The sequence below is a fragment of the Dietzia sp. DQ11-38-2 genome, assembly GCF_014145055.1.
Lineage (GTDB): Bacteria > Actinomycetota > Actinomycetes > Mycobacteriales > Mycobacteriaceae > Dietzia.
Genome location: NZ_JAALDW010000059.1, coordinates 1 through 14,462, shown reverse-complemented (window position 1 = coordinate 14,462; position 14,462 = coordinate 1). Strand labels below are relative to the sequence as shown.

The 14,462-nt window shown below is 69.8% G+C and carries 12 protein-coding genes and 1 pseudogene; 8 read left to right on the top strand and 5 right to left on the bottom strand.

Features of this window, described 5'->3' with window-relative positions; genetic code table 11:
* Nucleotides 1–33: 33 nt before the first annotated feature.
* On the bottom strand, nt 34–1,101 hold the full coding sequence (locus G6026_RS02610; protein WP_182612184.1) for a DUF4192 domain-containing protein: 1,068 nt from the start codon (nt 1,099–1,101) through the stop codon (nt 34–36).
* Nucleotides 1,102–1,365: 264 nt separating this feature from the next.
* Between G6026_RS02610 and G6026_RS02605 the strand changes: the two genes are divergently transcribed.
* The 7 genes from G6026_RS02605 (at nt 1,366) to G6026_RS02575 (ending at nt 8,581) form a co-directional block, all read left to right on the top strand.
* Entirely contained in the window at nt 1,366–2,301 is a 936-nt protein-coding gene (locus G6026_RS02605) for a PAC2 family protein (protein WP_107756386.1), read from the top strand.
* A gap of 41 nt (nt 2,302–2,342) precedes the next feature.
* Nucleotides 2,343–4,889: a DUF3516 domain-containing protein gene (locus tag G6026_RS02600; RefSeq protein ID WP_182612183.1), complete on the top strand. Its 2,547-nt coding sequence runs from the start codon at nt 2,343–2,345 to the stop codon at nt 4,887–4,889.
* Nucleotides 4,890–4,984: 95 nt separating this feature from the next.
* The gene (locus tag G6026_RS02595) at nt 4,985–5,443 is read left to right on the top strand and encodes a DUF3817 domain-containing protein (protein ID WP_182612182.1); all 459 of its coding nucleotides are present in this window, start codon (nt 4,985–4,987) and stop codon (nt 5,441–5,443) included.
* Nucleotides 5,440–6,075, top strand: a complete 636-nt coding sequence (locus G6026_RS02590; RefSeq protein ID WP_231750548.1) for a TetR/AcrR family transcriptional regulator — start codon at nt 5,440–5,442, stop codon at nt 6,073–6,075. Before G6026_RS02595 ends, G6026_RS02590 begins: the two co-directional genes overlap by 4 nt.
* 61 nt (nt 6,076–6,136) lie before the next feature.
* Nucleotides 6,137–6,964, top strand: a complete 828-nt coding sequence (locus G6026_RS02585; protein ID WP_182612181.1) for an NUDIX hydrolase — start codon at nt 6,137–6,139, stop codon at nt 6,962–6,964.
* 63 nt (nt 6,965–7,027) lie between these two features.
* The gene (locus G6026_RS02580; RefSeq protein WP_182612180.1) at nt 7,028–7,981 is read left to right on the top strand and encodes a hypothetical protein; all 954 of its coding nucleotides are present in this window, start codon (nt 7,028–7,030) and stop codon (nt 7,979–7,981) included.
* A gap of 57 nt (nt 7,982–8,038) precedes the next feature.
* Nucleotides 8,039–8,581 (top strand): hypothetical protein, encoded by a 543-nt coding sequence (locus G6026_RS02575; protein ID WP_182612179.1) that lies wholly within the window; start codon nt 8,039–8,041, stop codon nt 8,579–8,581.
* Here the strand turns inward: G6026_RS02575 and G6026_RS02570 are convergent.
* Nucleotides 8,578–9,015 (bottom strand): YchJ family metal-binding protein, encoded by a 438-nt coding sequence (locus G6026_RS02570; protein WP_347238052.1) that lies wholly within the window; start codon nt 9,013–9,015, stop codon nt 8,578–8,580. The two genes, G6026_RS02575 and G6026_RS02570, sit on opposite strands and share 4 nt — an antisense overlap.
* Before the next feature lie 350 nt (nt 9,016–9,365).
* Between G6026_RS02570 and G6026_RS02565 the strand changes: the two genes are divergently transcribed.
* Nucleotides 9,366–10,958 carry a fatty acyl-CoA synthetase gene (locus G6026_RS02565; RefSeq protein WP_241725887.1) on the top strand — a complete coding sequence of 531 codons (1,593 nt, stop codon included), beginning with the start codon at nt 9,366–9,368 and terminating at the stop codon, nt 10,956–10,958.
* Here the strand turns inward: G6026_RS02565 and G6026_RS02560 are convergent.
* From G6026_RS02560 to G6026_RS02550, 3 genes and pseudogenes are all read right to left on the bottom strand, one after another.
* Nucleotides 10,933–11,784, bottom strand: coding sequence for an alpha/beta hydrolase (locus tag G6026_RS02560; protein WP_182612178.1), 852 nt, complete (start codon nt 11,782–11,784; stop codon nt 10,933–10,935). The two genes, G6026_RS02565 and G6026_RS02560, sit on opposite strands and share 26 nt — an antisense overlap.
* Before the next feature lie 28 nt (nt 11,785–11,812).
* On the bottom strand, nt 11,813–12,640 hold the full coding sequence (locus tag G6026_RS02555) for a hypothetical protein (RefSeq protein ID WP_182612177.1): 828 nt from the start codon (nt 12,638–12,640) through the stop codon (nt 11,813–11,815).
* A 69-nt stretch (nt 12,641–12,709) separates the two neighbouring features.
* A pseudogene (locus tag G6026_RS02550) lies at nt 12,710–14,462 on the bottom strand (beta-eliminating lyase-related protein); the annotation flags it as partial.

Here is a 14,462-nt window from a genome sequence, read left to right as displayed (position 1 = left end):
CGTTCCCGGACATCGTCGCCAGGCGGTAGCCCCTCAGGCCGCGGCCACCCGGCGGAGCCGCTCCGGTGCGAGCCCCTGCTCCAGACCATGGAGCAGTAGACGCGCCAGCGAGTTCGCCGGATCCGCGGACACCGCGGCCTCGAGAGCGGCCCGGGCGTGCACGCCGCCACCGGCGAAGTACGCCGCGGCTCCCAGCAACAGCAGTGCCACCGAGCGTTCGCGGCCGGGCCTGCGGCGAGCGAGCAACCACCAGAGCAGACGACGACCGTCCTGATCGCCCAGACCCCGCTGGGCCAGACGCCTGTACACCTCGTCCCGCACCGCGATGTCCAGCAGGGCTCGTCCGATCCCCGCCAGGACGTCCTCGTCGAGCTCCTCCCCCACCTCCAGGCTCCGGACCGCGTCCTCGTGTGCCTGCACCGCTCGGTCCACCTCGTGGGACCCACCGAGCCTGACCGGTCCGCTGCCGTGCGGGTCGTCGTCACACGCGTCGTCATCACGCTCCAGATACAGGTCCTCGATCTCGTCCCGAGACCCTGCCCGGATCCGGCCGTCGAACGCGTGGACCGCCGCGATCTCCGTCGAGTCAGGGTCCACCTGCGTGCCCCGGACCATGCCGAACAGGTCGACCCACGGTGAACCGTGTGCGAACTCGCCGACCCCGTACGCACCGACGACCTGCGTTCCGGACAACCCCAGCCAGTACTCGAACGCCGCGGCGACGTCCTCCGCCAGGAGTCCGGCGGTCTCCCCGTCCGCACAGTCCTCGTGGACCACCACCAGATGAACGCCCGTCACTCCCTCTCGAGCGCAGAACCGTGCCAACCCGCGCGCCGGGCCGTCGTCGACCGTCATCGGCGGGAACTCGTCCCGCACGGAGAGCTCGTCCCGATCACTTCCGAGCAGACCGTCGACATCCATCCTGACGACCGGACCGGCGCGGCCTCCGGCGGTCCGTCCACACACGATCACCACCGATCCGGTGCCCGGCGGGAAGCCCAACATCGACGGTATTGACGCGATGAGCTCCTCAGGGGAGGTGATCACCACCGTCGGAGTGCCATCCATCCCGTCTCCACCGATCCGTCCGTTCCCCGTCATCGTCGTCCACCCGTCTCCTCGTCTCACGCCGCTCCGCCGTCGGGGCGAACCGTGGGTGCCGGTGCACCGGATCAACCTTCGGACAACGCGCCGACGTCGGACGCCCGCGAACCGGCCCTGAACGGACCGCTGAGGAGTACGGGAACTGTTGGGGAATCATCTGCGGCCCGCTGTCGTTGGCACAGAGGTGAAACCCCGTCCCGGTGGGACGACCTATTCGGACCGGACCGGACGATTCGGGGTGTTGCGACGAGAGGAGTCGACATGGCCAGGCACAGCGATCTGTACCGACTGATCGAGCCCGTCCCCGATCTGCGGTCGGAATCCGGACAGGGCCCGGTGCTGGTGCACGCGTTGGAGGGCTTCTCCGACGCAGGCCAGGCGATTCAGGGTGTCACGGAACACCTCAAGGGGAGCCTGGACTCTCAGCTGATCGTGGAGTTCGACGCGGACAAACTGGTCGACTACCGCTCGCGTCGACCGCCGGTGCGGTACTCCTTCGACCATTTCGCCGGGTACTCCGAACCGACCATCCAGATGCACGCGGTCAAGGATGCGGACGGGACGCCCTTCCTCCTGCTCTCCGGTCTCGAACCGGACCTGAGGTGGGACGGGTTCACCGAGTCCGTGATCGACCTCGCCGGGTCGTTCGGGGCCCGGATGTCGATCGGCCTCGGTGCGATCCCCCTCGGGGTGCCGCACACCCGCCCCACCCAGGCGAGCGCGCACGCCAGTGACGTGGACCTCATCCGTGGGTTCACCGCCTGGCCCGGGGAGTTCTCCGTCCCGGGGAATGTGAGCGCCCTGCTGGAGCTCCGCATGGCGGAGCACGGGATCCCGTCCGCGGGCTTCACCGTCCACGTCCCCCAGTACCTGTCACAGACCGCCTACCCCGCGGCGGTCCTCAATCTGGTCGGGAACATCGCACAGATCTCCCAGCTCGAGTTGCCGTCGGGTGAGCTCGAGTCCGCGGCTGCGGACTTCACCGCACAGGTCACCGCCCAGATCGCCGAAAGCCCGGAGATCCGGACGGCCGTGGAGCTGATGGAGAAGCAGTACGACGCGTTCATGGAGAGCCGCCACGGTTCCGACTCGCTGAATCCCGGCGGCACCCCCCTCCCGTCCGGAGACGAGATCGGCGCGGAGTTCGAGCGGTTCCTCGCGGAACAGACCGGCGAGGACGGGCCTGGCGCCCAGTAGCACGGGAGGGCGGTGTCGGCCCGGCGGCTAGGCTCGGTCTGGTGCACCTGCCCGAACTCCTCGCCGACCTGGACGACGTCCCCTCCGATCTCCTGGAGGAGGCGGTCTTCGACGCCTTCGTGGCATGGGCCGACGCCCAGGGCCTGACCCTCTATCCGGCCCAGGAGGAGGCGGTCCTCGAGGTGGCGGCGGGGAGCCACGTCGTCCTGGCCACCCCGACCGGATCGGGAAAGTCCCTGGTCGCGCTGGGCGCGCACTTCTCCGCGATGGCCAGGGGGGCGCGGAGCTACTACACCGCGCCGATCAAGGCACTCGTCAGCGAGAAGTTCTTCTCCCTGTGCGCGGTGTTCGGCGCGGAGAACGTGGGAATGCTCACCGGTGACGCCTCCGTCAACGCCGATGCGCCGATCGTCTGTGCCACCGCGGAGATCGTCGCCAACATCGCGCTGAGGGAGGGCGCCGATGCCGACATCGGCCAGGTGGTGATGGACGAGTTCCACTACTACTCCGAACCCGACCGGGGCTGGGCCTGGCAGGTGCCGCTCATCGAACTCCCCGACACGCAGTTCCTCCTCATGTCCGCCACTCTCGGGGACGTCGACTGGCTGATCGACGACCTGCGCACCCGCACCGGCCGGGAGTGCACGCTCGTCGGGGGAACCGAGCGGCCGGTCCCGCTGACGTTCGACTACGCGCTGCAGAGCGTCCACGAATCGGTCGAACTCCTGCTCCGCGACGGCAAGGCCCCCGTGTACATCGTCCACTTCACCCAGGCCTCCGCCCTGGAACAGGCGCAGGCGCTGACCTCGGTCGCCGTGTCCTCCAAGGAGCGCAAGGCCGCGATCGCCGAGCAGATCGGCGGCTTCAGGTTCACGACCACCTTCGGTCGGAACCTGCGCAAACTGCTCCTGCACGGGATCGGCGTTCACCACGCGGGCATGCTCCCGAAGTACCGCCGCCTCGTGGAACGGCTCGCGCAGGACGGGTTGCTCACCGTCATCTGTGGGACCGACACCCTCGGCGTCGGCATCAACGTCCCCATCCGGACCGTTCTGTTCACGGGCCTGACCAAGTTCGACGGCCGCCGGCAGCGGGTTCTCAAGGCCAGGGAGTTCCACCAGATCGCCGGCCGCGCGGGCCGCGCGGGCTTCGACACCGAGGGGCTGGTGGTGGTGCTCGCACCCGAGCACGAGGTCGAGAACGCCAAGGCGGCAGCCAAGACCGCCGCCAACCCCAAGAAGAAGAGCAAGTCCGCCAAGAAGAAGCCTCCGGAGGGATTCGTCAACTGGTCCCGCTCCACGTTCGACAAGCTCGTCGGTGCCCAGCCCGAGCAGCTGACCAGTCGCTTCGAGGTCGACAACGCGATGCTGCTCAACGTGATCTCCCGGCCCGGGAGCTGCTACACCCACATGCGGCATCTGCTGCTGTCCTCACACGAGACCAGGGCCCGCGTACGGCAGCACGTCCTGCGGTCCATCGAGCTCTTCCGAGGGCTCGAGACGGCGGGCATCGTCGAGCGGATGACGGAACCGGACGACGAGGGTCGGCACGTCCGACTGACCGTGGACCTACAACGGGACTTCGCCCTCAACCAGCCCCTCGCCCCGTTCGCGATCGCCGCGATGGAGGTTCTCGACCCCGACTCCCCCACCCCGGTCCTGGACCTGGTCTCGGTGATCGAGTCCGTTCTCGACGACCCGCGCCCGATCCTCTACGCACAGCAGCGGGCCGCCCGAGGTGAGGCGATCGGGGCCCTCAAGGCCGAGGGGGTGGAGTACTCCGAGCGGATGGAGCTCGTCGAGGACATCACCTGGCCCACGCCCCTCGCGGACCTCCTCGCCGACGCCTACGACGCCTACCGCGCCGGTCACCCGTGGGTCGCGGGGATCGAGCCGTCGCCGAAGTCCGTGATCCGCGAGATGGTCGAGCGGGGAATGACGTTCTCCGATCTGGTCTCCGCATACGGTCTCAGCCGGTCCGAGGGCTCCGTCCTGCGCTATCTCACCGACGCCTACCGGGCACTACGGCAGACCGTTCCCGCAGAGCGTCGGACCGAGGAGTTCGATGACCTGGTGGAATGGCTCGGGGAACTCGTCCGCCAGGTCGACTCGAGCCTGTTGGACGAATGGGAGCTGCTCACCGACCCGGAGGTCTCGCCGGACCAGGTGGCGGAGCTCGCATTCGGGCAGTCGACCGGCGGCACCCGACCCGTCACCGCCAACCTGCGGGCGTTCCGGGTGATGGTCCGCAACGCGATGTTCCGACGGGTCGAGCTGTTGGCGCGGGACGACATCGACACGCTCGCCCGACTCGACGCCGACGTCCCCGACCATCCCGACTGGGACACCGAGATCGACGCGTACTGGGACGAGTACGACGCGATCGGCACCGGGCCCGCGGCACGTGGGCCCGCTCTGTTCTCCGTCGCCGAATCGGGCGACGGGGTGGAGCCGGGAACCTGGAGGGTCCGGCAGGTCCTGGACGATCCCGAGAACGACCACGGTTGGGCCGTCGAGGCCGTCGTGGACCTGGGCGCCAGTGACGAGGCGGGGGAGGTCCGCTTCGCGTCCCTGACGCTCACCGGGTGACCGAGCCGGGAGGCTGAACCGGGCGGCGGATCCGGCGTCCGTACGATGACCGACGAACACCGAACCGACCCCTGAACGACCCCTGGAGGACATCTGTGACCCCCCGCATCCTGTACAAGAGGCTCGCGTTCGCGGAGGTGATCACCTGGACGTTGCTCATCCTGGGGATGATCGGCAAGTACGGGTTCGGGCTCGACTGGGCCACCACGGTCGGTGGCAGCATCCACGGTTTCGTGTTCCTGTGCTACTCCGTGGCGACCGTGGCGGTGTGGACGGACAAGCGCTGGTCCGCGGGCACAGGTCTGCTGGGCCTGCTCTCCGCCGTCGTGCCCTACGCCACCGTGCCGTTCGAGAGGTCCGTCGAACGCCGCGGTCTCCTCGACGGTCGGTGGCGACTCGGGCCGGGGAGCGAACAGCCTCACTCCCCCGCCGAGCGCGTCCTGGCCTTCGCGCTCCGGTCCCCGGTGGTCGCCCTCATCGTGACCCTCGTCGTGGTGGCGGTGGTCTTCTCCCTCCTCCTGGTGGCGGGCAAGCCCACGGAGTGGTTCTCGTGACCCTGAACCGCGACGACCGTGGGCCCGGACGCCGGGAGCTGAACAAGGCGGACAAGCAGCGTCGGATCCTCGCTGCCGCCCGAGACCTGTTCTTCCGCAACGGGTACTCGTCGGTCACCACGCAGGAGGTAGCCGAGCAGGCGGAGGTCGGCACCGGGACGCTATTCCGGTACGCCCGGTCGAAGGGCGAGCTCCTGTGCATGGTGGCCAATGAGGAGTTCCGGGCCATGGTCGAGACCGTCCCGGACACCGGCGACCCGGTCGAGGACCTCGTCGCGCTGTGCGGCCCCCTGTTCTCCGCACTCGAGAACCAGCCGGAGAACATCGTCGCCTATCATCGCGAGACCGTGTTCGGGGAACCCGGGCCCCATCGCGCGGAGGCGCAGCGCATCCTCCGGGAGCTCCGGGGGATCATCGGCCTGATCCTCGCCCGGCATTCCCCGGGCCCGCTGGAGGCCTCGGACCTCGACGGCCCCGCCCAGACGGTCTTCGATGTCCTTTACATGTGCATCGTTCGTTCGGGGATCGATCGGTCGCCGGGCCGTGATCACCGGGCCGACCTGCGCGAGCATGTCGAACGGGTCCTGCACGGCGCACTCGCCCACCGGGTCGCGCCGGACCGCGCGCACTGACGCCCTCGCCCAGGCCACCCCGACGACGGGCCCCGCACCCCTCCGGGTGAGACTTGTTCGCATGACTGAGGGCAACGACACCGATACCCACGCCGTGACCCGCCCGATCAAGGACGCGTCCACGGTGATGGTGATACGGGACTCCGAGCGCGGACCCGAGGTGTTCGTGGCGCGCCGGGTCCGGGGAATGGCCTTCGCCGGGGGCATGACGGTGTTCCCGGGAGGGGGTGTGGACGCCAGCGACGATGATCCGGAGCTGGCGTGGACCGGGAAAGCGCCCGAGTGGTGGGCGGAGCGGTTCGGCTGCGACGTACCGCGGGCGCGCCGGTTGGTGTGTGCGGCCGCGAGGGAGACCTTCGAGGAATGTGGCGTCCTCCTCGCCGACCACGCCGACGGATCCCCGGTCGCGGACGCGGGTCGATACCACTCGAGTCGCGAGGAACTGGAGAGTCACCGGCTGACCTTCAGCCGGTTCCTCGCCGACGAGGGGCTCTCCCTCGCGGCGGGCAGACTCCGACCCTACGACCACTGGATCACGCCCACGGTGGAGTCGCGGAGGTATGACACACGGTTCTTCCTCGCCGCGTTGCCGGAGGGGCAGGAACCCGACGACCTCACGACCGAGGTCGACATGACCATGTGGGCCCGTCCCGTCGACCTCCTCTCCGACTTCCGGTCCGGACGGTCCATGCTCCTGCCCCCGACGTGGACCCAGCTCCGGGTCCTCGCCGGGTTCCCGGACGTCGCGGCTGCTCTGGCCTCCGAGCGCGCCATCACACCCGTACAACCGGAGGTCGTCGAACACCGAGGCGGGGTGCGCGTGCGCTTCGACGGTTCTGACGAATACTGGTCCGACTACCAGGCCGGCCGTCCGGAGTCGGGGATCTGATCGCCGCCACCGGACATCTCGAAGTGCCGACGCACCCGGCTGCGCGGTGGTTGACTGCCACTCATGCCGGATTTCGAGTTCGACGTGGACACGTCGATCGCCGCCGGGTGGGATCGCTTCGCGGCTCGCCTGGCCGAACTCCTGCGTGACCTCGTCCCGGGAGCGACCTTCGACCTGGCCGTCCCCGTGCTCGGCTCCCCGTCCACCCGGACCCCGTACGTGCGTTTCACCGCTGCCGGCGACGGCAACATCCACGCAGAGGTCTCCGGCGGGGGGTCCGAGGACTCGCCGGAACCGTTGGGGCCGGTCCGGCTCCGGCAACTCGTCGCGCTCGGGTGGGCGCCGGGAGCGTCCACGGAATCGGGACTCGGTCTGACGTTCCCGGTCGATCGTGCACCGGAGGTGGCGCACCTCGTCGCCGGCACGATGGAGCGGGTCTTCGGAATCCCCCACCCGGTCTTCCTCCACGATGTGTCCGAGCCGCAGGACCCGTCTGTGTCCGAGCCGCAGGATCCGTCGACGGGCCGCTCCGAGGACCCCGCGCCCGCGGATGTCGACTTCCGTCCCCGGATGATCGCCACCCCCGACGAGGCGACCAGGGCCCTGGAGTCGGTGCTGTCAGAGGTGTACCAGAGGCGGGTCACGCCCGACGAGCACGACGTGTTCACCGTTCCCGCCGGATACGTGCTGCTGTTCATCCGTGCACACCGATCGCTTCCGCTCGTGGTGTTGCGAAGCCCGCTCGTGTCGTCCGTGGAGGACCCCGCGGCCGCGGAGGCCGAGGTCGCGATCCTCAACCGAGACTCGTTGTGGTGCCGGTACGTCTTCGACGGCGAGACGATCTCCGCCGAGGCGGAGTTCGTCGACAGGGTGTTCGTCCCGGTCAACTTCAAGATCCACCTGGCCGAGATCTCCGCCGAGCTCGACGACGTCTACTCCGATCTCGCGCACCGGGTCACGGGCCGACGATGGCGTGACCTGCGCGCCGCCGATGACCACCGACCGCGGGAGCAGTAAGATCTGGGACCGTGCCGGGACGTGCCCGGTGTGAGACCTCGCCCCAGGAGCGCCAGAATGCGTCGCGCCGTCCTCGCCGCAGTGATCGTGAGCGCGGCCGTGTCCGCACCGGCCTGCTCGCCGGCGTCCCTGTTCGGCGACGACGACACCGTGGGCGTCCCGGTCCAGACCGGCGAGCAGTCGGGTCCCCTGCCGTCGTCGCAGCAGTTCGACAGGCCGTTCCCCGTGGCCGGTGACGCCTGGGACGCCACCCTGACACTGTCTGACCTGCGTATCGTGCCCTCCACCGTGTACTCGGACGCGGTGGTCGTGGTGGACGTCCGGGTGGTGCAGGCGTCCGGTCAGCCCGAACTGGGCCCCGAGGACTTCTCCGCCTTCGACCCGGCGGGAAGGCCCTTCGAGCGGATCGAGAATCCCACGGGAACGATCGAGGACCCCCTGGTGCCGTCGGTCCTGAGCTTCCCCGGCGAGGAGATCCGCGGGATGGTCGCCTGGACGATGCCCCGGGGGCACCGGATCGGACGGATCGACGTGGTCACCCCGAGGACCATCGGTTCGGTCACCGTGACCCGCCAGCCGGAGGACCCGGCGGCCTCCTAGGACACGAGAGGGCCCCGGCCCTCGGGAGGAGCAGAGCCCTCCGGTGCAACAGTGCCCTCCGGTGACACGGTGCCCTCGAGATAGGTCCAGCGACCACCTCGGCGCTCGAACACCGACCGCTCGCGCAGGACTGCAGGCCCGCCGGGCCCGACGTAGCGGGCCTCGAACTCCACGGTCCCGATCCGGTCGTCGGAACCACCGGACACCACGTCGAGGATCGTGAGCCCGGTCCACTCCACGTCTCCGGCCTCCACACGGGCCGGCCTCGTCCGCGGATGCCAGGTGCGCCAGAGATGATCCTCCCGACCCAGGACGAAGGCCGTGTACCGGGATCTCATGAGTTGCTCGGCGGTCTCGGCGGGGACACCGTCGTCCACGAGCGGACCGCAGCAGGCTCCGAGAGCGCGCCGGCTCCCGCAGGGGCATTCGCTCACGTGCGCCTCCTCAGTCCACCCGGGTCCGCGGTCAGGCTACCCACCCGCTGTCCGGCTATGCTCGGCGGAGACATGTCCAGGTTCAGTGCTCTCCCGTTCCGCGCCGGTCGCCGGTCCGATCCCGATGACGTCCCCTTGCGGGTCCGCTCGTGTCGGGACCTGTGCCAGTGGACCAGGACCCCGGCGGAACGTCGCGGCGAGCCCGTGTTCGCCTGCCGCGGCTGCGGATCGCAGTGGGTCCCGAGCGAGCACTGGACCCCGCGGGACAGCAGCGGGGCGGTACCCCCGGAGGTGTTGGGGATCATCAGAGCCGAACCATGACCGCACCGGACGGCCTCTAGGCTGACCGGATGACCACCACCCCTCGAGCCTCCGGTTCCGCCACGGGCCCCTCCGTCAATTCCGCTCTGAGCTCCACTGCGAGCTCCAGCACGATCGATGCCGTCCTGCGCCGTTCGGCCGCCCGGTTCCCGGACCGGGTGGCACTGACCTTCGCCGACCGCCGGTGGACCTATGCGGCCCTGGACTCGGCGGTCGACCGGGTGGCGACGATGCTCTCCGGCCTGGGCCTCGAGGACAAGGCCCGGGTGGCCGCCTACGGCGTCAACTCCGATGCCTACCTCATCGCCTTCCTCGCCACCTCGCGTGCCGGGTTCACCCACGTACCCGTCAACTACGCCCTGACCGGGAGCGAGCTGGAGTATCTGCTGACCGACTCGGGGTCGTCGCTTGTCCTGGTGGACCCGGCGCAAGCGCCCACCCTGACCGAGGTGCTCCAGACCCTGCCCGGGGTGCGGTCCCTCGCGCTACTGCCCCCCGCGGGGGAACCCGCGGACGGCACCGTCCTGGCGTCCGCCCTCGACGGCTCTGCGTGCACGGCGATGGAGTCCCCGGCCAGCGGCACCGACCTGGCGCAACTCCTCTACACCTCGGGGACCACCTCGCGCCCCAAGGGCGCGATGATGACCCATTCGGCGTTGGTACACGAGTACGTGAGCTGCATCCTCGCCCTCGACTTCACGTCCGACGACGAGCCGCTGGTGACGATGCCCCTCTACCACTCGGCCGCGATGCACGTCTTCGCGCTCCCCTATCTGTCCCTGGGTGCGACGGTCCACCTCATGGCGGCCCCGGACATCCCGGAGATCCTGCGACGGATCGAGGTCGACAGGATCGGTTCGCTGTTCCTCGCGCCGACGGTCTGGGTACCCCTGGCCTCACACCCCGATCTGGACTCACGCGACCTGTCGAGTCTGCGCAAGGCACAGTACGGTGCCTCGATCATGCCGGTGACCGTGCTCCAGCGGCTCCGGGGAAGGTATCCCGACCTCGGGTTCTACAACTGCTTCGGGCAGTCGGAGATCGGGCCGCTGGCCAGCGTCCTGCGCCCCGAGGAACACGACGCCCGTCCCGCGAGCGCGGGCCGACCCGTCTTCTTCGTCGAGGCCAGGGTCGTGGACGAGACCGGTGCCGAGGTCGCGGCCGGCGACCGCGGCGAGGTGGTCTACCGCTCTCCCCAGTTGTGCCGGGGCTACTGGAACAAGCCCGAGGCCACGGCAGAGGCGTTCCGCGACGGATGGTTCCACTCCGGCGATCTCGTGGTGCGGGACGCCGAGGGGTTCATCGAGGTCGTGGACCGGATCAAGGACGTCATCAACACCGGTGGCGTCCTGGTGGCATCCCGGGAGGTCGAGGACGCGGTCTACAAGGACGACCGGGTCGCAGAGGTGGCGGTGATCGGAACGCCGGACGCCAAGTGGATCGAGGCCGTCACCGCGGTGGTGGTGCTCAGAGGCGACGCGCACGCAAGCGAGTCCGAGATCATCGAAGGCACCCGCGCCCATCTCGCGCCGTTCAAGGTGCCCAAACGCGTGGTCTTCGTGGACGAACTGCCGCGTAACCAGTCGGGAAAGCTCCTCAAGCGGGAGCTGCGTCAGAGCTGACCCGGTCAAGGACCTCCGCGGCCACCACGTCGGGAGCCTGCTCCGGGATCCAGTGCCCCACGCCGGACAACGGAACGAATCGGTACTCCCCGGTCATCCGCGAGGCGGTGGCCTCCGCACCGGTGCGCCCGATCGCCGGGTCGTCCCGTCCCCACAGATAGGTCGTGGGAACCGATATGTCCGGCAGGTCGTACCGCCGCATCGCGCGGTACCAGTTGAGCGCGCCCGTCAGCCCTGCCCGGGAGCCGACCAGGTGGAGGTGCCGTGCCACGAGCTCCTCCGACACGTGCTCGTCGAACATCTCACGCAACCGCCGGGCCCCGTCCTGAAGAAGGACGTCCTCGGCTTTCCCCGCCTGTCGGAACAGTGCGAAGTACGCCGACCGTGCCCGTTGGTCCGGGTCCGACTCCAGAGCCCGGGCGAACTCGGTCAGGTGGGGCACGGACACAGCCGTGAGGCTGCTCACCCGCTCGGGATCGTGGCCGGCGAGCCACCACGCGACCGATGCCCCCCAGTCGTGGCCGAGGACGTGCACGGAGTCCAGACCCAGCTGATCGACGACCGCGAGTGCGTCCGCACTCAGGTGCTCGATCGCGTACTCTCCGACGTCCTCCGGACGGGCGCCGGCCGAATAGCCACGCTGAGCCGGAGCGACGACCCGGAGGCCCTGCCGCGTCAGCGTCCCGGCGACGGCCTCCCACTCCCAGGGCGACTCCGGGAAGCCGTGCAACGCCAGCACGGTCCCCCGCTCCGCTCCGATCGCACACCAGTCCAGGACGTCGAGCGTGCCGACCGGTACATCGACGGTCATGTGCTGCGGTTCCATGAACCGGACCCTAGCCCCTGTCAAGGACTCACCGCAGCCGACCTCCCGGTGGGTAATGGGCGGACGACCCCGTGGGGGCGACCAGAGAGCGTCGCTCGTACCAGTCGCGCACCAACCACATCTCCACGACGAGCGGGTCCACGGCGGCCTCCTCCGCCCACGCGGAGATCAACTCCAGGTACCACTGGTACCTGCGAGGCGTCATCCGGCCGATCGACTCGATCTCCGTCCACCCGGCGTGGACGAGAGTGCCGATTCCGGCCGGGTCGACGGGAACGATGTGCGGCTGCGACCACGCCATGCCCAGCGACGAGAGGTAGAGCGACGCGAGTGGGAACCCGAGATCGGGCACCCCCCTGCCGGCCCTGCCGTGTGGCGCACCGTTGCGCAGGAGGTTCATCGCCTCCCCCGGCGTGTCCAGCCAGTTCGCCACCTCGTGCAGGACCAGGGGATAGCCGTGGGAGGATATCGAACGCCACCCGGACCGGTCCCGCTCGGGCACGCGGAAATCCGGGAGCCCCCGACGCACTCCTGACCTCAGCGGGTGACCGGAGAGCCAGGCCGCGCACATGTAGAGCGCGATGACCGACTCCTCCAGGCTCCCGCGCGCCCGGCGACCCGCCGCCCACAGGTCACTCCTTCGGAGGTATCCGGAACCGGTCTCGACCCGGCCGCCGTCCGGCCCACCGGCGACCAGGCGGAGGTCGACGCGGCGCTCGGCCAACCTGAGGTTCCACAGGTCGAGGTCGATCTCCACGTATTCGTCCGCCACCAGGAGAGCCGGGGGCTGGGCGCGGCACCACCTGAGACACGCAGAGGGCAGGTCCGGGATGGGACGGGATCCGGTCGTCGTCATGCCCGCACGGTCTCACGCGGGTACGACACCCCGGGCCGCCCGTCAGCCCGGCCCCCGGGGCGCCTCGACTCAGTCCTCGGCGAACGCGTCCAGTGGAGGGCACGAACACACCAGGTTGCGGTCGCCGTAGGCACCGTCGATCCGGCGAACCGCGGGCCAGACCTTCGGGCGCCAGACCGTCCCCAGCGGGTAGCCCGCGAGGCTGCGGGGGTAGGCGTGATCCCACTGATCCGCGGAGACGCTCTCGGCGGTGTGGGGCGCCCCGCGTAGCGGGTTGTCCTCCACGGTCCACTCGCCCGCCTCGACCCGGGCGATCTCGGCGCGGATCGCCGCCATCGCGTCGCAGAACGCGTCCAACTCGGCCAGGTCCTCGCTCTCCGTCGGCTCCACCATCAGGGTGTTGGGGACCGGGAAGCTCATCGTGGGGGCGTGGAATCCGTAGTCCGCCAGTCTCTTGGCCACGTCGTCGATCGAGATGCCCACCGAGTCGATGAGCGGCCGGAGATCGAGGATGCACTCGTGGGCGACCCACCCACCGTCCCCGGAGTACAGCACCGGGAAGTCCTGCCCGATACGGCGGGCCAGGTAGTTGGCGCTCGCGATGGCCGTGAGGGTGGCGCGGCGCAGTCCGTCCGCGCCCATCATGCGGACGTAGGCCCACGTGATGGGGAGGATCGACGCGGATCCGAACGCCGCGGCCGAGACCACCGCGCCTGAGCCCAGACCGTCCTCGTACGGGTGGCCTGGCAGGAACTCACGCAGGTGCTCCGCCACCGCGACCGGGCCGACCCCGGGACCGCCGCCCCCGTGGGGGATGCAGAAGGTCTTGTGCAGGTTGAGGTGGCTGACATCGCCACCGAACCGCCCCGGCCGGGCGACCCCCACGAGGGCGTTGAGGTTGGCCCCGTCGATGTAGACCTGACCCCCCGCGTCGTGCACGATCGCGCAGATCTGCTCGATGTCGTGCTCGTACACCCCGTGCGTCGACGGGTAGGTGATCATGATGGCCGAGAGCTCGGCAGCGTGCCGCTCGACCTTCTCCTTGAGGTCGTCGACGTCCACGTCACCGTTGGGCCGACAGCCGACGACGACGACCTTCATCCCGGCCATCACCGCGGACGCGGCGTTGGTCCCGTGTGCCGAGGACGGGATCAGGCACACCCTGCGGTCCTCGTCGCCGCGGGAGCGGTGGTACTGCCGGATCGCCAACAGTCCCGCGTACTCGCCCTGGCTGCCCGCGTTGGGCTGCAGGCTCACCGCGGCGTAGCCCGTGATGTCGACGAGCCACTGCTCGACGTCGGCCACCAGCCGGCGGATGCCGCGGGTCTGCTCGGCCGGCGCGAACGGGTGGAGCCCGGCGAACTCGGGCCACGTGATGGGCTCCATCTCCGTGGTCGCGTTGAGCTTCATGGTGCAGGACCCCAACGGGATCATGGTGCGGTCCAGGGCGAGATCCTTGTCTGCCAGGGCGCGCAGATAGCGCAGCATCGCGGTCTCGGTCCGGTACTTCACGAACGCCTCGTGCTCGAGGAACGGCGAGGTCCGGTCGCCGTAGGCGGGGTCGACGAGGACCTCCAACTCGCCTGCGTCCGCGACGTCGGCCACATCTGCCCCGAACGCCTCGAGGACGAGCGCGACGTGGTCCCCGGTGGTGGCCTCGTCGCAGGCGATGGACACGTGGTCGTCGTCGACCTTCCACAGGTTCACCCCCCGCTCGGCGGCGGCGGCCAGCACCTCGGAGGCGCGGCCCGGCACCCGGGCCAGGACGGTGTCGAAGAAGTCGGCGTGGACCACCTGGACACCCGCCGCGACGAGGCCGTCG